Origin of the sequence: Pseudarthrobacter sp. BRE9 (genome assembly GCF_031844305.1) — a bacterium.
Classification (GTDB): Bacteria; Actinomycetota; Actinomycetes; order Actinomycetales; family Micrococcaceae; genus Arthrobacter.
Genome location: NZ_JAUZUY010000015.1, coordinates 17,330 through 39,905, shown reverse-complemented (window position 1 = coordinate 39,905; position 22,576 = coordinate 17,330). Strand labels below are relative to the sequence as shown.

Genomic DNA, 22,576 nt, shown 5'->3' with positions numbered 1-22,576 from the left:
AACTCCTACTCCGAAGCAAATCCATGATCAGGATTTTTTTCGGCGGAAGATCGTTCCCCACCCGTTTCCAGCGCCCTAAAGAGCAACCAGATTCTGGCTTTGATTTTGGGGTTTTGGCCACCCGCGGTGATCAGTTCTTCACTGTCTCCCCCGCGGCGACTTAGAAAACAATACACGCAGTCTTGGCCCACCGCAAACCGGCTGTGAGATGGCAGCAAATCCCCGGGATTCCGCGGCGAACGGGGCCAGGAAGGTACCCAAGCCGCTTCCCGCCGTCGTAATTCCCTCTGTGTGCTGGCGCACAGCCTGCCTGCGGCATCTGCCTGCAGACAGCAGAAGGGCCGGCAACCCTGAGGTTGCCGGCCCTTCTCAAGCAGCTGGATTCAGCGGTGCTGAATTACCAGGAAGACTTGGTGATGCCCGGAAGTTCGCCCTTGTGGGCCATGTCGCGGAAGCGGACACGGGAGATACCGAACTTCTGGAAGGTACCGCGGGGGCGGCCGTCGATGATGTCGCGGTTACGCAGACGGATCGGGGACGCGTTGCGGGGCAGCTTCTGCAGGCCCAGGCGGGCCGCTTCGCGTGCTTCGTCGGTTGCGTTTTCGTCAACCAGGGTCTTCTTCAGCTCGAGGCGCTTCGCAGCGTAACGCTCAACGATGACCTTGCGCTGCTCGTTGCGAGCAATCTTGGACTTCTTAGCCATGTTTAGCGCTCCTCTCGGAATTCGACGTGCTGGCGGATCTTGGGGTCGTACTTCTTCAGGACCATGCGGTCCGGATCGTTACGACGGTTCTTGCGGGTTACGTAGGTGTAACCCGTGCCCGCGGTCGACTTGAGCTTGATGATCGGACGTACGTCCTTGTCCTTAGCCACTAGAGCTTCACCCCACGAGCCAGAATGTCGGCGACGACTGCGTCGATGCCGCGTACGTCGATGGTCTTGATGCCACGCGCAGAAACCTGCAGCGTGACGTTACGGCGCAGGGACGGAACCCAGTAGCGCTTCTTCTGAATGTTCGGATCGAACCGGCGCTTGTTGCGGCGGTGCGAGTGCGAAATGCTGTGCCCAAAGCCCGGCTCGGCCCCGGTCACTTGGCAGTGTGCTGCCATGACTTCTCCTCAAGAATTGAAAGTAATGATCCGCATATCTGCTGCTGGACCATGCTGCTAAGGGCGACCCACGATGAAGAAGGGCAACGGTTAGTCACGCAACTTGAGCCCCTAACTACCGGCCACCCTGGAGAAAATTACCGGGCAACCGGAGCAATTGCGCACGCTCCGCGCACTTAGCGCCTACCAAGTCTACGAGTTGGCGCAATTAAAGACCAATCGGGCATCAAAGGGTGTATAAGCGCCCCCCAAGGATCACAGCCGCTGGTTGGCCTTTTTCACAGCAGGATCATAGTTTTAGCGCGCATCGTGGATGCATGAACACACAGCTCCTGCCGGCATCTCCGGCCGCAAGCAGCTCCGGCCGCCCGGAGCTTTCAGCACCATCAGCGAAGATGCCCGCCCCTGGCTGGTTTGCCCGCCAGTACCGGAAGCGCAGGCTGCGGACAGACCTCCTGACAGTCATTGCCTGGGCCTCCGTTGCCGCCGCTATTGCCCTCTGGCTTGCCGACGGCGGAGTAACCGACATCACCTCGCCAGCCTCGCTGTTTACGGCGGCGGGGATCGTTGCAGGGCTGGCCGGCATGGACCTGGTCCTGCTCATGCTCCTGCTGGCCGCGAGAATCCCTTTCATCGACCGCACCATCGGCCACGACCGTGCCCTGGAATTCCACGGGAAGCTGGGAAAACCCTCCCTTTACCTGCTTCTGTCACACGGCATCCTGCTCGCGGTTGGCTATGGCATGGCCGAGGGACTGGATCCGGTCACCGAGTCCATCAACCTCTGGGTGCAGGTGCCCCACATGTGGCTGGCGTTCGTCTCCATGGCGCTGTTCATCGCCGTCGTCGTGACGTCTCTGGTAGCAGTCCGGCGGCGGTTTCCCTACGAGTTCTGGTACGTGGTGCACCTCCTCACCTATACCGCGGTGGCAACCTCGATTCCCCACCAGTTCAGCGTGGGCGGCCTCTTCGCGGCAGGCACCTGGCAGCGCTGGTACTGGCTGGCCATCTGCATCTACACCGGTACAGCACTGGTGTATTTCCGGGTGCTGGAGCCCGTCCTGGCCACGGCACGGCACCAGCTGACCGTGGCCCGCGTGGAGGCCGTGGCGCCGGGCGTGGTGAACATCGTCATGCGAGGCAGGAAGCTGGACCAGCTGGCGGGAACGGGCGGACGCTTCTTCATCTGGCGCTTCCTGGCCCCGGGAATGTGGTGGCATCCCCACCCGTTCAGCCTGTCCGCCGAACCCGTCGTCCATGACCCTGACGGGCAGGGGACGCTGCGGGTCACCGTGCGGAACCTTGGCAACGGTTCGGCCCAGCTCCTCCGGCTGCGAAAGGGAACCAAAGTTGCCTTGGAGGGCCCTTACGGGATGCTCAGCACGGCTGCCCGGACCAGGAACAATGTGGTGATGATTGGTGCGGGCATCGGCATTACCCCGCTGCGTGCACTGCTGGAAACCACGCCGTTCGCTCCGGGCGGGGCGACTGTCCTGCTCCGCGGCCACACGGACCAGGACCTCTACCTGGCCCGCGAAGTCCTGGACCTCTGCCAGGCCCGCGGGGCCAGGCTCTTCCACCTCACCGGGCCACGTGCCCGCGGCCACTCCTCCTGGCTTTCCGAGGATGCTGCGCGGAACGGCTACAGCCTCACCTCCTACGTGCCGGACATCGCGGATGCCGACGTCTATGTCTGCGGCCCCGCGGCGTGGGCGGCCAATGTCATAGCGGATGCGGGGAAGGCCGGCGTCCCTGAGGATCAGATTCATCACGAAAGGTTTGACTGGTGAAAATACGCGGAACAGTCGCAGCAGCCCTGGCCTCCGCCGGGATCCTCCTGGCGGGATGGCAGGCAGGGACGCAGGTAGGCGGCATCAGCACCGTCGCTTCGAGTACGACGGCGACAGGCACCACGGGTTCGACGGGCGCGGGTGCGTCCGGGTCGGGTGCTTCCGGTTCGGGTGCTTCCGGCTCGTCCAGCGCCTCAGGGTCCTCCAGCTCTTCGGGTTCCACCGGGTCCTCGGCCTCCGGCACCTACAAGGGAACCGCCGTGCAGACGCGGTTCGGTCCCGTGCAGGTCCAGATCACGGTGGCCAACGGGAGGATCACGGACGTCACGGCACTCCAGCTCACCAACACCGACGGCAAATCCATCCAGATCAGCAACCGCGCGGCGCCCCTGCTCCGCAGCAAGGTCCTCGCGGCGCAGTCCGCCGACGTCCAGACCGTCACCGGCGCAACCATCACCAGCGACGCGTACCTGACCTCAGTCCAGGCAGCCATCGATGCAGCCAACCTCTAACCCCCTGAACGCCGTAACCGGCGGCTCCGTCCTGAAGGCGCGCACCTTTGAATGCATGGGTACGGTCATCGGCCTGACGCTGCCCGTGAACTCCCCTGCGGAAGGGCAGCCAGGGCTTGAAGAGCTCGCCGCCGCCACCGCCGTCGTCGAACGTCTTTTCCGCGACCTGGACGAAAAATTCAGCCTCTACCGCCCGGATTCGGAAGCGGGCAGGCTGGCCCGCGGCGAACTGACGCTGGGGGGCGCCTCGGAGGAGATGCGCGAGCGGTATGCGGAGGCGCATGAATGGCGGCTGCGCACTGGGAGCGCGTTCACCCCTGAGCGGCCCGACGGCGTGCTGGACCTTTCGGGGATCATCAAGGGACATGCCATCCGCGAGGCAGGCACGTCGCTCCTGGCCCTGGGCCTGCACGATTGGTGCCTTAACGCCGGTGGCGACGTCTTGGTCAGCGGCTCGCCCCGCCCCGGCAGCACCGAACCCTGGAAAGCCGGCATCGTGGACCCGGCAGACCGCCGAACTCTGATTACCGCCTACGCACTGGGCGGCAGAAGCCGGCACAGTGCGATCGCCACCTCCGGCTCCGCCGAACGCGGGGAGCACATCTGGCGGGTGGGAAACGGCACCGAGTTTGTCCAGGTCACCGTGGCCGCCGCGGACATTGTCACCGCCGATGTCCTGGCGACGGCGATCGTTGCCGGCGGAACGCCGATGCTGGACCGCGCAGCGGACCACTGGGATGTTGCCGTGCTGGCCATCCGGGCGGACGGCTCCATGCTGGCGACGCCGGCTTTCCAGCCTGCCTGAGCCCCGGGCGGCGGCCGCGATGCCCCGCTACAGCCGGGTGAGCTGGGGGTACTTGGGCTGCAGGTTGTCGCCGGACGACTTGCCGGTGACGCGCCGGACCACCCAGGGCGCGGCGTACTCGCGGAACCACTGGGCGTTGGCGCGGAGGGCATCGGCGCCGCTCAACTCCGGAACCGGGGACATGGGCGGGACGTCGACGGAGTGGTCATATTTGAGGACCTCAAGGACCCGCTTGGCCATGTTGGCGTGACCGGCGGCGGACATGTGCATCCGGTCGTGGGCCCACATGCCCCAGTCGTAGTACTCGCTGAAGCGCCAGTAATCCACCAGCAGCGCCCCGTGGTCGCCCGCGATGCCGCGGACCAGCTCGTTGTAGATGGCGGTGCGGCCGCGCATGGTGCCAAAGACCTTTGACCCCCGGGCATCGAACCCCGTGAACATCACCACTGTGGCTCCGGTGGCAGCCAGCTTCCCGACGGCGTCGTTGTACTCCACCAGGAGGTCATCGATGTCCACGCGCGGGCGAAGGATGTCATTGGCGCCGGCGTAGATGCTCACCAACGTGGGTTGAAGGTCGACGGCGGCGTCCACCTGCTCAGCCAGGATCTGGCGGAGCTTCCGGCCCCGGATGGCCAGGTTGGCGTAGCCGAAGTCCGGATCAGCGGCGCAGAGCTGTTCAGCCACCCGGTCCGCCCAGCCGCGGACGCCGTTGGGGCGTGTGGGGTCGTCGTCGCCGACGCCTTCGGTGAATGAGTCGCCAAGGGCTACGAACCGGGAAGTGAAATCCATGCGGTTAGTTTGCCATCCGTTGCCGGAAGCAACCAATCAGTGTCGGATTGCAACGCCACTTCGGCTGGGATCAGCACCACTGTCCACTCGGATAATGCCCACCAGCTTCAGCAAGGCCCAGCAGAAGAGAGTGAAGACAAGAGCGTTTCGCACCGTGAGGAGTAGGGCGACGCCGGGATTAAGGGCAGCATAAAGCTGTACGTAAAGGATGGGATAGACAAGTGTTGTGAAAATAGCAATGACAAGCATTGCCATGGCGGGAACCGCCCAGAGCCGGCCATACACGGCTACTCCGACACAAGTCACCGCAACCAGCCATATCATGAATTGGGGTGATCCAACCTTGTTGAATACGACCATTGCCGAGACAAGCGCGAGGGCACCCACCACTAAAAGCTCCCGACGATCCGCGCCTCTCTTTACTCCCGCCACAATTAGGAGACTTACCAGCGCCAGACTGAGACACAGCAGAGGATTCATGAGGGTGCCAACAAAGTCGGAGAGGGACCCCTTGATTTCCATTGTCACAATCTCGGTATTCGCATGAACTCTCGTGCCTAAGCCAAGGACCGCCTGCCACAGTCCGGGCGTTGTGAAGGGTGCTTCAAGCTGCATTCCGCGCTCACCTTGGGCCTTAATAAAACCCAGCAGATTCTGGGCGCCACCTCCGGCCAGCACACACCCAATCATGGAGGCAGAGACTGCGATTCCAGCCAGGAGGACCTGCATGCGAGCTTTGCTCGCCAGCACTAAAGCCAGGATTACTGCAGCTGGCCATACCTTGATCCACGTCGCAAGTGACAACAGAGCCGACGCTAATGCAGGGCGTTCTGACGCCAACACGAGGCCAACAACAACGAGCGGGGCTGAAATCCCGTCCACTCGCGAAAACACCAGAGGACCCAAGATTGCGATGAGTAAGACCCACAAGTACGCAGCCTGCCATCCGTACCGCAACCTCCGGCTGCCCTTCAACATCAGGAGTGCCAGCGCGTTCAACAAAGTGCACAGGAAGAACCAGCCGAACATATATAACTTGTAGCCAAAAATACCAGCAGCCAGCATCGGGAGCATTGCCCCAATTGGATAAACCCAAGGGACATCAATCCCCTGCCAGACACCCTCGCTACGTCCCAGAAAAGCCCATTGGCGGTAAAGATCAACGTCGCCATACACGCGTGCGGCCATGATGTCCGGCAATAAAAGCATTAAGAAAAGGATGTGCACGGCCGCGAATACAGCCATTATCGTCCTATTTCGAGACAAAAATATTTCAGCGCTGGACCGTGTGATATCCATGAGGGCTTTCTACTTGATTTAAAAGTACTTGAAGCTGAGGGCTGTATTAGGCGTCGCTCTGGGTTTCGCGCAGGATCCAGTGGTCCTTGTCCAGGCGTCCCACCACTTTTTCGCCGATCCGGGCCAGGTCCAGTACATCCTGCTCCGTCAGGGCATCGAGGAAAAGGTCTCGGACGTCCTCAACGTGGCCCGGGGCCAAGCCAACAATGGTGGCCATGCCTTCCTCTGTGAGGTGCGCGGTGGTGACGCGCGCGTCGGAGGGGTGCGGACGCCGCTCCACCCAGCCGCGCTTCTGCAGCTTGGTCACCACATGCGACAGGCGGGACAGCGAAGCGCTGCTGCGGGCGGCGAGCTCGCTCATGGGCAGGAACCGGCCCTCCGCCTCGGACAGCATGGCCAGGACCGTGTAGTCGAAGAGGGACAGCTTCCCCGCGGCGTGCAGCCTGGTATCGAGGGCCGCGGGCAGCAGCGTATTGATGCTCACCAGCGCCAGCCAGGCGCGGCGTTCGTCTGCGGTGAGCCAGCGGGGTTCGGTCATGGCCCCCATTCTACGATTGATCTTTCAAGTAGCTTGATGCGGCACCGGTAGGCTTGCCCCATGTATGTTGTCTCCCTCACCTACCGTGTGCCGCAGGAGATCGTCGACTTCCATAACGACGCCCATATCGCCTGGCTGCAGAAGGCTTTCGACGACGGCGTCTTCATTGCCGCCGGCCGCAAGATTCCCCGCACCGGAGGGTTGCTGCTTTCGCAGGCCGAACGGGAAGTCCTGGACGCGAGCCTGGCGCAGGACCCGTTTTACATCAACGGCGTCGCCGACTTTGAAGTGCTGGAGTTCCACGCCGGACGGGTCGCCGCGGGGTTCGAAAACCTGCTGGACACCCCGCCCGCGCAAACCAGCTAAGGCGTGATGCCGCCGTCGGACAATCCCGCGGTGAGCTTCTTCAGCCCGCCCTTCCGTGGGACCTTTACCGGCTCAGGCCAGCGCGGGCTGAGCGTATCCCCGAGCGTGACGCCGCGGAGCTTGCGGCCAAAGAGCGGCAGCACCCAGTCGTGGACCCAGCGCCGCTGGCGCCGCTCCCATTCGCGCAGGCCCACCCTGGTTGGCGGCTCCCAGTCCCGGGGCTTGATCCTGTGCGGCACGTCCAGCTGGTCCAGCACCTGGCCGGCCAGGTACTTGTGCCCGGCCTTGGACATGTGGAGCCGGTCAGAGTCCCACATCCTGCGGTCGTGGAAGGCGTCCAGGCACCAGTAGTCCACCAGCACTGCCCCGTACTTCTTCGCAATGTCCCGCACCCGCTGGTTGTAGTAGGTGTTACGTTTCTTCAACGGCTCCAGGAGTGCGGAAACCTTGACATCGAAGCCGGTGAAGAGAACCACCGTGGCGCCGGTGCCGGCGAGTTGGGCAACAAGCAGTTCGTAGTCCGCCATCAGCGCTGCCATATCGGTTTTCAGGTCCAGGATGTCGTTTCCGCCGGCGTAGAGGGTGACCAGCGTTGGCCGCATCCGCAGCGCCGGCTCCAGCTGCTCGTCGATGATGTGCCGCAGCCGCTTGCTCCTGATGGCCAGGTTGGCGTACTTCCAGCCCGGCTGCGCCTTGGCGAGTTTCTCCGCCACCCGATCAGCCCACCCGCGCACGCCGTTGGGCAGCCGCTCATCCCGGTCCCCCACCCCTTCGGTGAAGGAGTCGCCAAGGGCAACGAACACCCGCCGCCCGGAGTCAGGAAGGAAGGATTCAGGCACCGCCCCAAGGTAGCGGGGCAAAGAAAATCAAGGACGACGCCGGGATGAACAGTAAGTGAGTGGGAGTTCAGCTTGGGAAGGGGCCAGCCGCACAAAATGCAATTGCCACGGCTGGCCGCTTCCAATCATGGCGTCCGGGATCCGCTGTCCGTCTGCATGCCTCCGTGGACCGGACGGAACTCCCAGGTGTAGGAGCCGTCCGCTTTCAAACTCATCCTCAGGTGGCCCCACGTGTCGCTGAACTTCCGCTGGATGTAGGCCGGGTCGCTGGCGAACGAGCGCAGACCAATGCCGCCAGTGGAGACCTGGAACTGCTGCATGCCGTCCGGTACGCATTGATCCGCGTTGTTCACCGGGCAGGTGCGCTCATAGTTGTGCTGGGAGCCGGACAGCAACACTTTCACCCGGTTGTTCCAGAACATGTCGATCCAAGGCTTCGCCTGGGTGAAGCGGGTGTGGCTCGATGTGTTGGACGTGAAATAGGGGTCATGGTAGACGGCGGCCAGATGCTTCCCTGCCGTCTTAGCCGCCTTCAAGTCAGCGTCCATTTCGGCGGTCATAGCCTGCGCGCGCGACACGTTGAACCGCCACGCTGCCGTAGGCGCCACCAGAATATGCCAGTTGCCCTTATCGAACGAATACCACTCCATCGCATCCTGGAACCGGCCCAAAGTGGTGCTGGTAGCGGACTTGGTGGTGTTCACGCATTGTCCGTCCATGAACCGGTCCACGTCATCGTTCACACCCGGCTCCAGGTCGTGGTTCGGCCCCGTGGTCCAGTAGGTTTTGGCCTTCAAACCGCCCCACAGCGTGTTCCACGCCGCGAGCGTTGAGCAGGTCCCCTTGTCGTACTGGAAGTCGCCGATAGCGAGGAAATTATCCAACGAACCATCGTTGAGGCCGCCGATGATGCTGGCAGCGTTCTTACCGGACGCCGAGCTCGTCGACGTATTTCCGGAAGGGTTCATGTCGCCAACGGCGGCGAACTCGAAAGAATCACCCGACGGCGGAGTGGTAGGGGTTGGGCTCGAAGTCGGGGTTGGAGTGGGCGTCGGGGTGGGGGCAGGGCTCGAGGTCGGCGTCGGACTCGGGCTCGTCGCGCCTGCTGCCGGGTAAACACGTACCCAGTCCACGCGCATTTCCCCAGCACCGTCAGCGGTGGAATCCGGGAACCAATCCAGCTGCAGCGTCTGATGCATGCTGCCTGGCGGCTGATGGGTCGGGTCGCTGTCCTCGAACCACTTCTCGCCATCCACATACCCGACCATCCCGGCGGGGGACCAGTCCACTGCGTAGTTGTGGAACTGGGAAACGTCCAGCGTCTTGCTGGCCCGGGTCTGGGAGTTGCTGCAGGAGAAGTGCTGGAAGAACTTGATCACGTTCCAGTCACCGGATGTTTCCGCGTAATCCACTTCGCCGTCGCAAGGCCAGTTCCCGCTGTCCGGCCACAGGATCGAAACCATGTGGTACTCGTTGTCGCCCGACCCGGCGGCGCGGACCTCCCACCGCCCGTACTTCTGGCGGGCGAACTTCGCGGACATGCCGGCGGTGGTCCCGTCCGGTGTTCCGTTCATGACCATTTTGGAGCCGTCGACTTTTACCTGCCCCGGGCTGCGGATGCCCTTGCCGGCGTGTCCTGCGCTGTTGTACACGCTCCATTTGGTTGCGTCCGGGGCTCCGGTGTAGTTGAACTCGTCCCCGGCGACGGGTGCGCCCCAGTTCTGGGTTGTAGCAGCCTGGACCCCGCCCGGATCAGTGGGCGCGGGCGTGAGGGTCGGGGTGGGGGTTGGCGTCGGGGTGGGGTTTGTCACCACTGCGTCAGCCGCGGTGGTGACCACCAGCTTTGGGCGCAGCGCGGCGTCCAGGGTCTGGTTCGATTTGAAGCCCAGCCACTTCTGCGCGCTGGATTCCAATCTGAAGTTCTGCTCACCGCCGGTCGGCGTGACACCCTTGGTAACGTCCCATTCCACCCAGGCCCCCGAGGCGAACCCGCCGGTCTTGCCCAGCCAGGTCCCACGCGCCGGCGCGTTGTTCCAAGTCACGCCCGTTTCCGTCCATGTGCCGCTCGTGGTGTAGGCGTCCACAAACTCAGTCGATGTTGCCGCCGCCTCCGAGTACGCGCGGAGCTTTGCCGAGACGATGTGTTCCCCGGCGGGGACCTGGACGTTGAACCGCAGCAGGCTGTTCCGCGAGATGCTTGTCCGGCCCTCGGTGGACCACCGGACGCTGGTTCCGAAGTTCTCCGTTGGCCGGTCGGCCTGAACGTAACTGTCGGCGATCGGAGCGAATGTCAGTGCTCCCACCGCGTTCGCCACGCTGCCCACTATGGCGAGCGAGGCGAGCATGACTAAAAATGTCAGGGCAGAGATGGCCGGCCGCAGGATATTTTTCATGGAATGAGACCTTAATGTTCCAGTTGAAATATCCGAAGCTTACCCTTGTCATACCCCGTGACAAAGCAATTAACAGGCGTGGAAATTCTTGAGAATCTGTGTTACCCGCAGACCCAGTAACCGGCCGGATGAACAGTACGTGAGCGGGCGTCTGATTTGGGCCCGCCAAAAGTGAGCGGGCGTTGCAGGAAAAAGCTGCGAAAGGTGAGCGGGCGTTGCGGGAGGGCGGGGTTACCCTTCGGCTTTGCCCTGCCGCCAGTAACCCATGAAGGCCACCTGCTTCCGGTCCATCCCGACATCGCGCACCAGGTAGCGCCGCAGGTCCTTGATGACGGCTGCTTCCCCGGCGATCCAGGCGTAGAAGGGCATGGCACCTGCGGGCATTCCGGGGTTCTTGGCGGCGCTGATGTCGGCGGTTTCCAGCCGGGCGGGCGTTTCCCAAAGGATGTCCGTGTCCACGTTGACGTCTTCGGGCTCGGGCCCCGCGCCGCCGTCGTCCGCTCTGATGCCCACCCAGCCGGGCTCGGGGACGGCTTTGCGCACGGCTTCCTGCAGCAGTTGGCCCTGCGGCCGGGAGCGGCCGATGGCGGCGCCGCGCGCCAGCCACGTGATTTCGATGTCCGCCGGCGAGGTCAGCTCCAGGAAGTCGCCGGCCTGGGGAACCTCCAGGAAGGCGTGTCCGCTCATGTATGGCGGGAGCGTTTCGAGGATGGCGGAGATGGCGGGGACTGCCGTTTCGTCGCCGGCAAGCAGGATGCGCTGGGCCAGGCCGGGCCGCCATTCGATGCCGGAGTAGGTCTCCGCGGTGATGCAGTGCGCGGCCCTGTTGTTGGGGCCAATGATGGTGAGGGCGTCGCCAGGCTTGGCGTTCAGGGCCCACGTCGCGGCGGGCCCAGTGTTGTCCGGGCCATCGGTGTCCGGCCCATCGAGGTGCATCACGAAGTCGACGTCGATCTCCGGGTACACCCCGTCCAGCCGTGCCTCCCGGACCGTGTAGGTGCGCATCGAGCCGCGCACCGCCGGGTCCATGGCCAGCCAGTCCCGGTACCACCCGGCCTGGCTCGTCCGGAAGGCCGGCAGCGGCAGCTGTGAGCCGTCCGGGGCCAGGGACGGAATCAGGAGCTTGATCCGGAGGTCCAAGGTATCGCCGTGGACGCCGAAGTCCCGCAGTGAGTAGCCTCCGAACGTGATCCTGCGGAAGCTGGGGCTGAGCTTCTTGACGGAGGAGACGGTCACCTCGAAGGCGAGACTCATCGGCTGGGTGCTTGCCGGCACGGCATTTGTCTGCTGGGAGGGGGCGGTGTCGCGGGTCTTCATGAGGCGAGCTCCAGTTCGTTGGCTGGGGTGTGGTGGCGGCCAATGGGAATGATCAGTGGGGTGGCCGAGACGGGGTCCGGGATGACGCGACTCTCCAGGCCGAAGACGTCGCGGACCAGTTCTTCCGTCACCACCTCGAGGGGTGACCCCGCTGCCGCCACGGCGCCGTCCTTCATGGCGATGACGTTGTCCGCATAGCGTGCGGCCAGGTTGAGGTCGTGCAGGACGATGGCCACGGTGGTGCCCTGCGTGCGGTTGAGGTCCGTTACCAGGTCCAGGACCTCCACCTGATGGGCCAGGTCCAGGTAGGTGGTGGGCTCGTCCAGCAGCAGGACGTCGGTTTCCTGGGCGAGGGCCATCGCAATCCAGACCCGCTGCCGCTGGCCGCCGGACAGTTCGTCCACGTCGCGCCCGGCCAGGTCCAGCGTTCCGGTGGCTTCCAGCGCGCGCTGCACGGCGTCGTCGTCCTTCCCGCTCCAGCTGCGGAAGAGGCCCTGGTGCGGGTACCGCCCGCGCCCCACCAGGTCGCGGACTGTGATGCCGTCCGGGGCGGTGGGGTGCTGGGGAAGCAGACCAAGGGTGCGGGCCAGTTCCCGGGCGGGACGGGCGTGGATGTCCTTGCCGTCCAGGGTCACGGCGCCGCCGGAGGGCTTCAGGAGCCGGGACAGTCCGCGGAGCAATGTGGATTTTCCGCAGGCGTTGGCACCCACAATCATGGTCACCCTGCCCTCGGGAATCCGGACGGTGAGACCGTCCACCACGCAGCGCTGGCCGTAGGTGAGCGTCAGGTCCTGGGCTTCGAGAACTGCCACGTCAGGCATCCTTTCGGTTGGCTGTGACCAGGAGCCACAGCAGGAATGGGGCGCCGAGCGCGCCGGTGACCACACCCACCGGCAGGACGGTGCCGTCCAGGAACAGTGGTGCGAGGTTCGCGGCGGCGTAGTCCGCCGCCAGGACGATCAGGGCACCCACCAGGGCCGACGCCGGCAGGCTGGCCTTGCCCGCGAAGCGGCGGGCGATGGGCCCGGCCAGGAAGGCGACGAACGAGACTGGCCCGGCAGCCGCCGTCGCCACTGCTGCCAGCGCTACCGCGATGAGTACCAGGGCAAAGCGCGCGGCGTTGACGCGGACGCCCAGCCCGGCCGCTGCATCCTCGCCCAGTTCCAGGATGCGCAGCGGACCGGCGGCGAGCGCGGCGGCGGGAACCAGCAGCACGAGCGCAAGGAACAGGACTCCGGCGCGGTCCCAGTTGGCCGAATTCAGGGATCCGTTGAGCCAGACCAGGACGTCGGCGGCAGTGCGGATGTCGGCGCGGGTCATCAGGAAGCTGACCACGGCGTGCAGGACGGCAGCGATCCCGATTCCGGCAAGGACCAGGCGGTTCCCGGCGGAGATTCCCCGCCCCGTCCCCCGGGTCGCCCCGCCGCTGGAGATCGCGTAGATCAGGGCCGCCACGGCCAGCGCACCCACCAGTGCCGCCCCGGACACCACCGCTCCGGAGGCGCCGAAAATGACGATCGCAATCACCGCCGCCGCGCTGGCACCGGAGCTGATGCCGATGACGTCGGGGCTGGCCAGCGGGTTCCGCAGCATGGTCTGGAACAGGGCGCCGGCCAGTCCGAAGGCGATCCCGATCATGGTGCCGATGACGGCACGGGGAAGTTTGTTCTCCATCACGATGAAGCTCGCGCCCGGAATCTTTGGGCCGCCACCCAGGTGGTTGACGACGATGGTGAAGAAGTCCGGGATGGTCACCGTGTAGCTGCCCAGCAAAACGGACACGAAGAACATCACCACGACGCCGGCGGCCAGGACCACCGTCCGGCCGCCTCCGCGAGATGGCAGATAACCCCAACGTTTCCGCGTAGGACTGCCGTTAAGTGCCATCTCGCGGGGAGCTTGGGAGAGGGTCACAGCCCGGCCCCCTTTCCGCGGCGGATCAGCCACACGAACACCGGCGCACCGACCAGGGCGGTCATGATGCCGGCCGGGACTTCGCCCGGGAGCAGCACCACCCGGCCAAGGATGTCGGCGCCCAGGAGCAGGACCGGAGCCGCCACCAGGGTAAAGGGCAGGATCCAGCGGTAGTCGGGTCCGGTGAGGAAACGCACGGCATGCGGTACCACCAGGCCCACGAAGCCGATGGGTCCCGCCAGCGCGGTGGCCGTGCCGCACAGCAGGACGATGCCGAGGGCCACCGCGGCGCGGGAAAGCCCAACCCGCTGGCCAAGTCCCCGGGCAACGTCGTCCCCCAGGGCCAGTCCGTTGAGGGTCCGGCCGGCCAGCAGCACGATGAGTGCGCCGGCGGCCAGGAACGGCAGGCCGGGGAGGAGCACGGTCCAGTCGCGGCCGGCGATGCCGCCCACCTGCCAGAAGCGGAACCTGTCCAGGGTGTCCTGGCTGGAGACCAGGATGACGTTCATGAGCGAGGACAGGCCAGCGCTGAGCGCGGCTCCCGCGAGCGCGAGCTTCACCGGAGTGGCACCCTCCCTGCCCATCGAGGCGATGAGGTACACCACGACGGCGGTGGCGGTGGCCCCGAGAAAGGCGAACCAGACGTAGCCGGAGAAGCCCGCCACGCCGAAGACGTAGATTCCGCTGACGACGGCCAGGGCAGCTCCGGCATTGACGCCAATGATGCCGGGATCGGCCAGCGGATTGCGGGCGACTCCCTGCATCGCGGCCCCGGCCAGGCCCAGGGCGCCACCAGCCAGCAGGCCCAGGACCGTGCGCGGAATACGGGCATGGACCACGGCGTGGTCACCGTTGGTGGGATCGAACGCGGTGAGGGCTTGCCATACGGTGCCAAGGGGAACCTCCCGCGCGCCCACAGCCAGCGATGCCCCGGCCACCAGAACCAGCACGACGACGGCGGCCGCCAGCCAGGCGGTGCGCTTCGTTCCCGGGGCATCACCGCGGAGGGGAGCAGCGGCTGCTTCGGCCGGCACCTGGGTGCCTTTGCCGGCGGCCGGGCGTGCCGTCGTCGTACTCATGAAGCGGTGCCTACTTCACTGCATCCGCTGCGGTGGCCAGCTGCGGCAGGAACGTGTCCAGGGACCACGGCAGGCTCAGCGGCGACGATGCCGAGATGGACAGGGTCAGGGTGTTGTCCGAGTCGGCAACCAATGCGCCGTTTCTGATGGCCGGGATCTGCCCGAGCAGCGGATCAGCCTTGATGGCCTCCGTGGTGGAGGCGTCGGGAACCCAGGTGACGAAGATGTCCGACTGCAGCTCGTTCGCCTTCTCAGCGGACCACGGAAGGTAGAACTCCTTGGAGCCCTTGGCGTTGTCTGCGACCACCGGGGCGAGGGTCATGCCAATTTCGGTGAGGAAGCGGGGACGGTTGTCATTGGCCGTGTAGACGTTGACGCCGTCACCCTTGGCGGGCTCCAGGTTGCCGTAGATGAAGCTTTTACCCTGGATCTGCGGGTACTGGGAGACCTTGTCCTTCACCGCGGCCTGGGTGTCGGAAACCAGCTTGGCGGCCTCCGCTTCCTTGCCCAGGGCCTTGCCGATGATGGTGGTGGAGTCCTGCCACGAGGTTCCGTAGGCCACGTCCGGGTGGGCAACCACAGGGGCGATTTCGCTGAGCTTCCTGTAGTCCTCCTCGGTGAGGCCCGAGTAGGCGGCGAGGATGACGTCCGGGCTGAGCTTGGCGATTTCGGTGAAGTTGATGCCGTCCGCCTCCGAGTACTGGACTGGCGCCTTGGCCGAACCGAATCCGGCGCCCAGCCTTTCGAGCGCCGCGTCCTTCCAAGGAGTGGACCCCTTGTCATTGCCGCCCCACTCGTTCTTGGGGACGCCCACCGGCACCACGCCCAGGGCGATGGCGACGTCGTCGTTCACCCATGAAACCGTCGCCACCCGCGTGGGCTGCTTCTCAATGGTGGTTTGGCCGTACACGTGCCCGATGGTGACCGGGAAGTGGGCGTTGCTGTTTGGGCTGCCCGTGTCCGCGGCGGAGGAGGCCGGGCCCGTGCTGCAGGCGGAGAGTGTCAGGGCTGCCGCGGCAAGCACCGCCGCCGCCTTGCCGGCAGAAGAGAAAAGTGTCCGGCGGGTGGCGACGGGGACGGGGAAGAGGGGGGACGTCACGGGACTCCTTGATCAGGCTGATGAAAACTTAAGTAAGGCTAACCTATGTAAATCCGCATTACGCAACAGTTTTGTCACCTAATCCTTCCGATGTGAGGAAGGGCACATTCGTCGGCGGATCCTTGGACAGGACGCGCGGCATTTGGCAGGATGGCCTTGCCGGTCCGGCGGCGATTCACCGGAAGCGCTGAACGGGCGCGCTGAAAAGGAACAGGACATCGGGAACAATGTGCATGCAGACGGCCGCGCTGGCCACCGCTGCCGTGGAAAGCGGGGTGGCCGCTTTGGCCTGCACCGCGGAGACTGACTGACTCCCGTCGTTACCCCTGGCCCGGCTTCGGGCCGCCCACTCTTTACGAAAGTTCAGCCATGCAATCAGTCACGCCCCAACAAATCCGTTCGTCCTTCGTCAACGCCAGCCGCTCGGAAGCTGCCAAGCTGACGCTGCCCAGGAACTTCGACTCCCTGGACTGGGACACCCTCGAGTTCCTGGGATGGCGCGACGAAAAGATGCCGCTACGCGGTTACCTGGTAGTTCCAGGACCCAAGGGCCTCACGGGGATCATGCTCCGTGCACCCGAAGGCGGCGCCAGGAAGAACCGCTCGGTGCTGTGCGAGCTGTGCCGCGACGTGTTCTCCAAGGAGGACGTGCTCCTCTGGGTCGCCAGGCGGGCGGGGCAGTCAGGACGCAACGGCAACACCGTGGGAACCCTGATCTGCGCGGACTTCCTGTGCTGCGGCAACGTGCGCAAGGAACCGCCGGCCAACGAGATCAATCCCGATCCGGCCCTCGTCGTGAAACGCCAGATCCAGGGTCTGCAGGACCGTACGGCGCAGTTCCTGGCCCGCGTTCAGGGCACCTAGCGGCAGTTACCGCAGGACGATGTCCACGGGGTTCGCCTCGGACCGCCAGGCCCCCTCTTCCCCCGGACGCGGGCGGATGACGGGCGCCGTCAGGACGCCGGAGCGGTTGGTGCGGCGGTCACGCAGGATCTCGGTGACGGAGCCCAGGTGCCGGGACAGGTCGATCACGTTTTCGGGGGCAGCCAGCAGCAGCTGGAAGCCGAATTCGTGCAGCGCCTTGATCCCGGCGCCGGCGAACTCCTCGGAGGCGAGCACAAAGGCTTCATCCATCATCACGGTGCCGTACGTGGTGAACCCCTGCTCGGCAATGCCCAGCTGGTAGCTCAGGGCCGCGGCCATGATGAACGCGGTGAACCGCTGCCGCTCGCCACCGGACATGGAGCCGGTGTCTGCGTGCATGAACACCTCGGTCTTTTTGCCGCCGCCTTTCTTTTGTCCTGCAGCCGGGCCGGTGACTTCCCGGTGTTCCTTGCACTGGATGAAGAGGTGGCCGCGGACGTCGAGTACTTCCGCGCGCCACCGCCGGTCTTCCGGCGCCTGCGATCCAAGCCTCTTGACCAGGGTTTCCAGGGACTTGTAGCGGGCGGTGAGTTCGCCGTCGTCGCTGTCCGCCCCGTCCCCCCTGGAGCCGTCCGTCCTGGCAGGCCGCGTGTGGCGGGCCTTCAAAGCGTTCTGGATGGCGTCCTTGAACTGCTTGGCGGTGGGCGGCAGCGTCTGCTTGATGTCAAGTTCCAGGAAGCTGCCCTCATGGAAGTTCACCTGCGAGAGGATGCCGTTGAGGGGCAGGATGCGGCTGGTGATGGAGCGGCGTTCCTCGTCCAGCAGGTGCAGCAGGGTGCTGAAGGACTCATGCGTGCGCTGGTTGAAGAACTGCCGGAATTCGGCCTCCTGCGCGGGCAGGCCGTCATTGACGATGGCGTGGTACCGCGCCTCGAACTCGCCCGCCGCACCGATACTGGTACCGTGGTCCGCCGAGATGGCGCTGCCCCAATCCCGCACGAAGCCTTCGAAGATGCGGGTGAGCCGCTCCGCCGTGGCCTGCCCCCGTGATTCAGCGGTGTGCAGTTCGCCCAGCAGGGCGGTCCGGACCCGGTTGGCCAGGTTGTCCAGCTCGTGCATTTCGGTCACGTCGCCGAACTCCGCGAAGTACGGCTCCAGCGTCCTCACAGTTGCGTCCGACGGCGGGGCCTGGGCCAGGCGGTCACGCGCGGCTTCCAGCAGCGAGTCCGCAGCCGTGAGCTGGCGGTCCAGTGCCTTGTATTCACTTTGCAGGACCGCGGCGGACTCGGTGCTGGACTGGTGCTTTTGCCGGACCTCCTCGATGGTAGCGCGCAGCGGCTCCAGGTCCGCCTGCGCTGCGAGGGCGTCCTTGAGCCGTTGTTCGATCCGGATGAGCTCCTCCGCAGCGACGGCAGCAGACACCTGTTCCCAGGGCCGGTCGTCTTCGGCAATCCGCCGCAGCGCGTCGAGCTGGCGGCTCATGCCCTGGTGGGAATCCTCGCGGCTCTGGGCCAGTTCCGCGGCCTTGGCCACTTCCTGCCGGAGGTCCTCCACCTGGCCGGCCACGAGTTCCAGCTTGGCGGCGTTGTCGAAGCCCAGGACGTAGTCCTGGCGGCTGGTGAAGCGGTCGTCTTTCTCCACGGTGTGCCGGTTTCGTTTGACCACGCCGCCCAGGCTCAGGCCCTTGTCCAGCGCCGCGAGCTCGTCCGGGTCCTCCACGCACTGGTAGGCGAAGTCGAGGGCGATCCGCTCGCGGACCCATTCACCGGCTTCGGCCGCCGCACCTGAGGCGAGGATGTCCAGCTTGGTGAGCAGGTCGCCGTCGCGCACGTCCTCCACGGCGAGCGCGCCGCCGGCGAGCGGCTTGGACACGTCCACTGCCCGCAGCGCGCCGCGGACGTTGTGGTCATTGAGGTAGCGGGTCACGGCGCCGAAGTGCTCCCCGGGCACCAGCAGGGTGGTGGCCAGGCTGCGGAGCGCGCGCTCGGCGGCGGGACGCCACCGTTCCTCGCCTTCCGCAAGGTCCATGAGTTCGCCGGCGAAGGGCATCCGGTCTTCGGGAATGCCGGTGGCAGCGGCGATGGCGGCCCGGTTTTCAATGCTCGACGGCGGCAGCAGGGACTTGCGCGTCTTCAACGAGACGAGTTCCTGCTCGGCAGCCGCCAGCTCCCGTTTGCGGGTGGCGTGGGCGTCGAAGGCCTCGAACCGCAGCTCCTGCAGGGCCTGCGAATCATCCTTCAGCTCGGCCGACCGTGCCGCCGCCTGCTCGTGGGCCTGCTCCCAGCCGGCGGCGCTCCACTCAAGCTGCAGCCCGGCGTCGGCCAGCGCCTGCTGCGCCGCCTCCTCAACCTGCCGACGCAGCTTCAGGCCAACCCGGGCATTCTCCAGCGACTGCTCAATCGCCGAGATCGCGTTGCCGCCCTGGTTGTTGTAGTCGGTTTCCAGCTGCCGAAGTTCCTTGGCCAGGTTGTCCCGGACCGCGCGCTCGGCGCCGAGCTCCTTGGCCTTCGCCTGCGCCAGCTCACGGAAACGGAGCAACGTCTTCTGGTGCACCGTGACGGCGAGCTGCTGCCGGTACGCCTCGAACTCCCCGCCCACCAGCTCCCGCAACCGGTTGGCGTCCAGCAGCGACTGCGCATATTCGCGGTTCAGTCCCGGCACCGGCGCCAACTGGTCGCGCTGCTGCCGGACATCCTCCAGCCTCTGGCGGATGGACATCAGGTTGCTGAACTCCTCCACCACGTCATCGGCGGCGGCCAGCGTTGCCGGCGCATCCAGCACCTGGTCCCGGAAGAAGGTGTTGACGCTGCCGCCCAGCCCCTTGCCGGCCTGGATCACGCGGAGCAGGGGCAGTGCCTGGTCCGAGTTGATCCCCAGCAACCGGCGGAACCGCTCCGCGAACGCCTTGTGCACGTCGAAGACCTGGGCGTGCGGGAAGATCGCCTCAAGCGTCCCCTTGGTGAACCGCTTGTCGGCGATGCCCTCCACCGCTTCCAGGTCCAGCGGCACGTTGTCGATCAGGTAGAACCGGCCCACGCTCGACTCCGTCCCGTTCTTGGGCAGGTCGAACAGCGCTGACACGGTCACTCGAGTTCCGGCGGCGTTGTCGAACGTCAGGGCGACGGCGGACCAGGTGGCACCCGGGCGCTGGAAGGCACTCGCCGAGCCCTCCCCCACCGCCTTGTCCCCCACCTTGCCGCGCATGTAGGTGAACGTGGTCCGTTTGTCCTCCACGGCACCGCCCGAACGCTGGGCAGCCGCCTCATTGGACCGCGGCCGCGCATCGAAGACCCTCAGCATCGCGTCAAACAGCGTGGACTTGCCGACGCCCGAGTTGCCGGTCAGCAGTGTTCCGTTCCGGTCCACGTGCATAGTGTGGGCACCGTGGAACGTCCCCCAGTTGACCACCTGCACCAACGCAAGCCGCATTTGGCCGGGGTTGGTTACATCGCCCCACGGGAGCATGCTTGCGATAGTCACTTGGTCACCTCAGTCTTTGTTGCCTTTGACTCCGCAGCCGATGCGTCTTTTCGTCCGTCACCGGGGGCGGCATCGGCGTCGTCATCCTCGGCACCACTGTCCGCGTCCAGGTCAATCATTGCCTCGGTACCGGTGGGATCACTGCTTGCCGCCACCAGGGCTTCGATGTGGGCCGGGATGTCTCCGATGTTTTCGAACGGCAGGGCCAGGGGCAGGGCGTTGGAGATGGCGTAGACGTCGTCCAGTCCTGTGGGGAGCAGGAGTTGGCGGGCCAGGAGCTTGGTGATGGCCCGGGTCACCACGTCCGAGTCGCGGAGGGCATCCTGCTGGCCGGCGGGCTGGTAGTGCGCCACCAGGTCCGCAATTTCCTCGCGGGTGATAGTGGGATCGGTCTGGGCCGTGACGTGCCGGTCCAGCAGCAGGCGGAGCCGGAGCAGCACGATGGTTTCCACCCGGCTGAGGGCACGCTGCTGGCGCAGGATGCTGGAGCGGGCGCTGCCTCCGATGACGTCCGGATCCACGGGGCGCAGGACCGCGATTTTCCGCTCATGGTCCAGCTGAAGCGTCAGGAACAACTCGGAGAGGCGGCTGCGCAGGATCACCTGGTTGTCCAGCAGCACCGTCCAGAGCTTTTCGTCCCGGCCGCCGTCGATGTACGGGCCCTTCAGGAGCTTGACCAGGGCCTGGCGCACCTTCATGGACAGCACGCCGGTGTCGCCGGGGAAGAGGGCAGCGCCGTCAACGAAGGTGTCGCGGGGGGAGACTGGTCCGGGGTACCCAGCGCCCGATGCCGCCCCCGCCCTGGTTTCGACGGGCTCAACCACCGGGTCGACCTCCGGGTTGTCGATGGGCTCAACGGCCGTGATTTCCTCAGTCATCTGAATCCTTTGCGAGCGTGACCACGGGCAGGTAGGCCCTGCGGGTGGAGCCGTCGATCTGTTCGAAGTCCAGGCCATCCCAGGCGCTGCGGTTGAAGTCCGCCCCGGCGTGCAGGGCCTCCGACAGGAGCGCGCGGATGGTGTTGATGTGCTGCTCTTCCGGCGGCAGCTGCTGCCAGGCGTCGGCGAGCGTCGCAGCCCCGGCCATGGCGGACCGCACCACGTCCTGCCTGGCCTTGCCCGTCCTGGGCGAGCGCACCCGGTCCGAGTCGGTGAAGGCGATGGGATCGGCCAGCCGGGGCGGTGCCGCGAACTCGTCGGGATCGAAGAGCTTCACCATGGACAGTGATTCAAAGCCGGCGTTGTACAGGACGGGGCCGGGAACCAGCCCGGGCCGTTCCCGCTCGTACGGGAGGGAACGGATCGCCTGTTCAGCCTCGCGCAGGACCTGCCGGAGCCTCACTGACTGGCGGAAGTCGTCGCTCTGGACGTAAGTGTTGAGGCTTTCGCTGAGCTTGCCGTAGATGCGCTGGATCTGGCTGTGCTGTTGGCGGAGCTCGGCCACGAGGTTCTTCAGCGTTTCCCGGTCGTCAGGTGAGAGGTCGTCGGCGAACTGGCGGCTCAGGACCTCCCCGATGGCGGAGCGGAACCTCAGCTGCTGCTGCGGGTCCTCCAGGAAGGCGGTAAAGGAGCGGAACGTCCTGCCCTCGGGGCTTTGGCGGAGCCGCTTGTCCGCCTCCAGGACCTGGGCCATGGTGGCGCCCTTGGTCAGCGACTCCTCGATGATCTGGTTGCGCAGTTCGCCCACCAGTTCCTCGATCCGGTCGCGCATCTTCTTGTAGTCCGCGGGCAGGCTCGCGGCGAGGTCCAGGATGTTTCCGGCGGCCTCCACGGCTTCGTCGTCGTCAAGAAGGCCGTCGAACTCGCCGGTGCTGATGTCCTGGATCAGCTGCTGCCGCTCTTCGATTTCCTCTTCCAGCGCTTCGAGCCGGGCACTCTGGTCCGGGTTCGTCTCGTTGGCAAGCTTTTCCACGTCCCCCAGCAGGGTGCCCAGCCGGGAACCGTTCAGGGTGGACCGCTCACTGGAGAGGCTGTCCAGGAAGGCGAGCACGCGCGCCGCCGGCTCGGTGGCCTCATAGACGATCTGCCCTGACTGGTTCCGCCGGGTCAGGAACTGCCGCCGCGTCCACTCGTCGCCAAAGGCCTTTCCGTTGGCCCCTCCTCCCAGCCCCGGGTCCTGGCGCCGGAGCTCTTCAAGGAAGGAGTCGACGTCGGCATGGAATTCCTCGAGCGGAACCTGCGGCCGGGTGCGGGTGAAGGAAGCCTGGAGCACGGCGATCACCCAGGGGGCCGAACGCGTCAGGGCCCACGCGGGGCCTTTGGTGAGGAGTTCGAGGTCCCGGAGCCGGGCGCTGATGGCGTCAGCGGATGACCTGGCGGAGCGGGGCACGCACTCTCCTTGGGCTGTTGGGCGGGGGCTGGCTGGGCAGGACGCAGGGGACGAC

Annotated in this window: 21 protein-coding genes; 5 read left to right on the top strand and 16 right to left on the bottom strand. The window is 65.6% G+C overall.

The window, feature by feature from the left end:
* Positions 1-397: 397 nt before the first annotated feature.
* Genes rpsN through rpmB form a run of 3 tightly spaced genes read right to left on the bottom strand, consistent with a single transcriptional unit; the run spans position 398 to position 1,109 of the window.
* On the bottom strand, positions 398-703 hold the full coding sequence (rpsN, locus tag Q9R31_RS19945) for a 30S ribosomal protein S14 (protein WP_009358853.1): 306 nt from the start codon (positions 701-703) through the stop codon (positions 398-400).
* A gap of 2 nt (positions 704-705) precedes the next feature.
* Positions 706-873, bottom strand: coding sequence for a 50S ribosomal protein L33 (rpmG, locus tag Q9R31_RS19940; protein ID WP_013602737.1), 168 nt, complete (start codon positions 871-873; stop codon positions 706-708).
* Positions 873-1,109, bottom strand: a complete 237-nt coding sequence (rpmB, locus tag Q9R31_RS19935; protein WP_018763944.1) for a 50S ribosomal protein L28 — start codon at positions 1,107-1,109, stop codon at positions 873-875. Before rpmB ends, rpmG begins: the two co-directional genes overlap by 1 nt.
* 317 nt (positions 1,110-1,426) lie before the next feature.
* On the opposite strand from rpmB, the gene Q9R31_RS19930 reads away from it, so the two are divergent.
* From Q9R31_RS19930 to Q9R31_RS19920, 3 genes are read left to right on the top strand one after another with little or no spacing between them, the layout of a single operon-like run.
* On the top strand, positions 1,427-2,899 hold the full coding sequence (locus Q9R31_RS19930) for a ferredoxin reductase family protein (protein WP_311264440.1): 1,473 nt from the start codon (positions 1,427-1,429) through the stop codon (positions 2,897-2,899).
* Positions 2,896-3,411 (top strand): FMN-binding protein, encoded by a 516-nt coding sequence (locus Q9R31_RS19925; protein WP_311264439.1) that lies wholly within the window; start codon positions 2,896-2,898, stop codon positions 3,409-3,411. Before Q9R31_RS19930 ends, Q9R31_RS19925 begins: the two co-directional genes overlap by 4 nt.
* Positions 3,395-4,216, top strand: coding sequence for an FAD:protein FMN transferase (locus Q9R31_RS19920; RefSeq protein ID WP_311264438.1), 822 nt, complete (start codon positions 3,395-3,397; stop codon positions 4,214-4,216). Before Q9R31_RS19925 ends, Q9R31_RS19920 begins: the two co-directional genes overlap by 17 nt.
* Positions 4,217-4,243: 27 nt before the next feature.
* On the opposite strand, the gene Q9R31_RS19915 is transcribed toward Q9R31_RS19920, so the two are convergent.
* From Q9R31_RS19915 to Q9R31_RS19905, 3 genes are all read right to left on the bottom strand, one after another.
* On the bottom strand, positions 4,244-5,005 hold the full coding sequence (locus tag Q9R31_RS19915; RefSeq protein ID WP_311264437.1) for an SGNH/GDSL hydrolase family protein: 762 nt from the start codon (positions 5,003-5,005) through the stop codon (positions 4,244-4,246).
* A gap of 36 nt (positions 5,006-5,041) precedes the next feature.
* Positions 5,042-6,250, bottom strand: coding sequence for a glycosyltransferase 87 family protein (locus Q9R31_RS19910; protein WP_311264436.1), 1,209 nt, complete (start codon positions 6,248-6,250; stop codon positions 5,042-5,044).
* 100 nt (positions 6,251-6,350) lie between these two features.
* A complete protein-coding gene (locus Q9R31_RS19905; protein ID WP_311264435.1) occupies positions 6,351-6,842 on the bottom strand; it encodes a MarR family transcriptional regulator in 492 nt (163 codons plus the stop codon).
* 60 nt (positions 6,843-6,902) lie between these two features.
* Here Q9R31_RS19905 and Q9R31_RS19900 point away from each other — a divergent pair, with 60 nt between their 5' ends.
* Complete coding sequence (locus Q9R31_RS19900) at positions 6,903-7,208, top strand: YciI family protein (protein ID WP_311264434.1); 306 nt, start codon at positions 6,903-6,905, stop codon at positions 7,206-7,208.
* Here Q9R31_RS19900 and Q9R31_RS19895 read toward each other — a convergent pair.
* The 7 genes from Q9R31_RS19895 to Q9R31_RS19865 all read right to left on the bottom strand — a co-directional run bounded on the left by Q9R31_RS19895 (position 7,205) and on the right by Q9R31_RS19865 (position 15,849).
* Complete coding sequence (locus tag Q9R31_RS19895) at positions 7,205-8,047, bottom strand: SGNH/GDSL hydrolase family protein (RefSeq protein ID WP_311264433.1); 843 nt, start codon at positions 8,045-8,047, stop codon at positions 7,205-7,207. The genes Q9R31_RS19900 and Q9R31_RS19895 overlap by 4 nt on opposite strands.
* Positions 8,048-8,172: 125 nt before the next feature.
* A complete protein-coding gene (locus Q9R31_RS19890) occupies positions 8,173-10,440 on the bottom strand; it encodes a DNRLRE domain-containing protein (protein ID WP_311264432.1) in 2,268 nt (755 codons plus the stop codon).
* Between the two features lie 231 nt (positions 10,441-10,671).
* Positions 10,672-11,757, bottom strand: a complete 1,086-nt coding sequence (locus Q9R31_RS19885; RefSeq protein WP_311264431.1) for a siderophore-interacting protein — start codon at positions 11,755-11,757, stop codon at positions 10,672-10,674.
* Positions 11,754-12,569 (bottom strand): ABC transporter ATP-binding protein, encoded by an 816-nt coding sequence (locus tag Q9R31_RS19880; RefSeq protein ID WP_311264430.1) that lies wholly within the window; start codon positions 12,567-12,569, stop codon positions 11,754-11,756. The genes Q9R31_RS19885 and Q9R31_RS19880 overlap by 4 nt, the downstream gene beginning before the upstream one ends.
* A 1-nt stretch (position 12,570) precedes the next feature.
* Positions 12,571-13,548: an iron chelate uptake ABC transporter family permease subunit gene (locus Q9R31_RS19875; RefSeq protein WP_311264443.1), complete on the bottom strand. Its 978-nt coding sequence runs from the start codon at positions 13,546-13,548 to the stop codon at positions 12,571-12,573.
* A 119-nt stretch (positions 13,549-13,667) separates the two neighbouring features.
* Complete coding sequence (locus Q9R31_RS19870) at positions 13,668-14,750, bottom strand: iron ABC transporter permease (protein ID WP_311264429.1); 1,083 nt, start codon at positions 14,748-14,750, stop codon at positions 13,668-13,670.
* Positions 14,751-14,760: 10 nt separating this feature from the next.
* Positions 14,761-15,849 carry an iron-siderophore ABC transporter substrate-binding protein gene (locus Q9R31_RS19865; RefSeq protein WP_311264428.1) on the bottom strand — a complete coding sequence of 363 codons (1,089 nt, stop codon included), beginning with the start codon at positions 15,847-15,849 and terminating at the stop codon, positions 14,761-14,763.
* A gap of 369 nt (positions 15,850-16,218) precedes the next feature.
* On the opposite strand from Q9R31_RS19865, the gene Q9R31_RS19860 reads away from it, so the two are divergent.
* The gene (locus Q9R31_RS19860) at positions 16,219-16,713 is read left to right on the top strand and encodes an FBP domain-containing protein (RefSeq protein WP_311264427.1); all 495 of its coding nucleotides are present in this window, start codon (positions 16,219-16,221) and stop codon (positions 16,711-16,713) included.
* Positions 16,714-16,719: 6 nt separating this feature from the next.
* On the opposite strand, the gene Q9R31_RS19855 is transcribed toward Q9R31_RS19860, so the two are convergent.
* The 3 genes from Q9R31_RS19855 to Q9R31_RS19845 are packed head-to-tail and all read right to left on the bottom strand — an operon-like array spanning position 16,720 to position 22,521.
* On the bottom strand, positions 16,720-20,193 hold the full coding sequence (locus Q9R31_RS19855; RefSeq protein ID WP_311264426.1) for an ATP-binding protein: 3,474 nt from the start codon (positions 20,191-20,193) through the stop codon (positions 16,720-16,722).
* Positions 20,190-21,071, bottom strand: a complete 882-nt coding sequence (locus tag Q9R31_RS19850) for a DUF4194 domain-containing protein (RefSeq protein WP_311264425.1) — start codon at positions 21,069-21,071, stop codon at positions 20,190-20,192. Before Q9R31_RS19850 ends, Q9R31_RS19855 begins: the two co-directional genes overlap by 4 nt.
* Complete coding sequence (locus Q9R31_RS19845) at positions 21,064-22,521, bottom strand: DUF3375 family protein (RefSeq protein WP_311264424.1); 1,458 nt, start codon at positions 22,519-22,521, stop codon at positions 21,064-21,066. Before Q9R31_RS19845 ends, Q9R31_RS19850 begins: the two co-directional genes overlap by 8 nt.
* Between the last annotated feature and the right edge of the window lie 55 nt (positions 22,522-22,576).

Excerpts from the sequence above, each read along its gene's own strand:
- Q9R31_RS19920 (WP_311264438.1), top strand. The coding sequence starts at position 3,395 with ATGCAGCCAACCTCTAACCCCCTGAACGCCGTAACCGGCGGCTCCGTC.
- Q9R31_RS19915 (WP_311264437.1), bottom strand. The coding sequence starts at position 5,005 with ATGGATTTCACTTCCCGGTTCGTAGCCCTTGGCGACTCATTCACCGAA.
- Q9R31_RS19885 (WP_311264431.1), bottom strand. The coding sequence starts at position 11,757 with ATGAAGACCCGCGACACCGCCCCCTCCCAGCAGACAAATGCCGTGCCG.
- Q9R31_RS19875 (WP_311264443.1), bottom strand. The coding sequence starts at position 13,548 with ATGTTCTTCGTGTCCGTTTTGCTGGGCAGCTACACGGTGACCATCCCG.
- rpmB (WP_018763944.1), bottom strand. The coding sequence starts at position 1,109 with ATGGCAGCACACTGCCAAGTGACCGGGGCCGAGCCGGGCTTTGGGCAC.
- Q9R31_RS19870 (WP_311264429.1), bottom strand. The coding sequence starts at position 14,750 with ATGAGTACGACGACGGCACGCCCGGCCGCCGGCAAAGGCACCCAGGTG.
- rpsN (WP_009358853.1), bottom strand. The coding sequence starts at position 703 with ATGGCTAAGAAGTCCAAGATTGCTCGCAACGAGCAGCGCAAGGTCATC.
- Q9R31_RS19860 (WP_311264427.1), top strand. The coding sequence starts at position 16,219 with ATGCAATCAGTCACGCCCCAACAAATCCGTTCGTCCTTCGTCAACGCC.
- Q9R31_RS19890 (WP_311264432.1), bottom strand. The coding sequence starts at position 10,440 with ATGAAAAATATCCTGCGGCCGGCCATCTCTGCCCTGACATTTTTAGTC.
- Q9R31_RS19850 (WP_311264425.1), bottom strand. The coding sequence starts at position 21,071 with ATGACTGAGGAAATCACGGCCGTTGAGCCCATCGACAACCCGGAGGTC.
- Q9R31_RS19930 (WP_311264440.1), top strand. The coding sequence starts at position 1,427 with ATGAACACACAGCTCCTGCCGGCATCTCCGGCCGCAAGCAGCTCCGGC.
- Q9R31_RS19900 (WP_311264434.1), top strand. The coding sequence starts at position 6,903 with ATGTATGTTGTCTCCCTCACCTACCGTGTGCCGCAGGAGATCGTCGAC.
- Q9R31_RS19910 (WP_311264436.1), bottom strand. The coding sequence starts at position 6,250 with ATGGCTGTATTCGCGGCCGTGCACATCCTTTTCTTAATGCTTTTATTG.
- Q9R31_RS19905 (WP_311264435.1), bottom strand. The coding sequence starts at position 6,842 with ATGACCGAACCCCGCTGGCTCACCGCAGACGAACGCCGCGCCTGGCTG.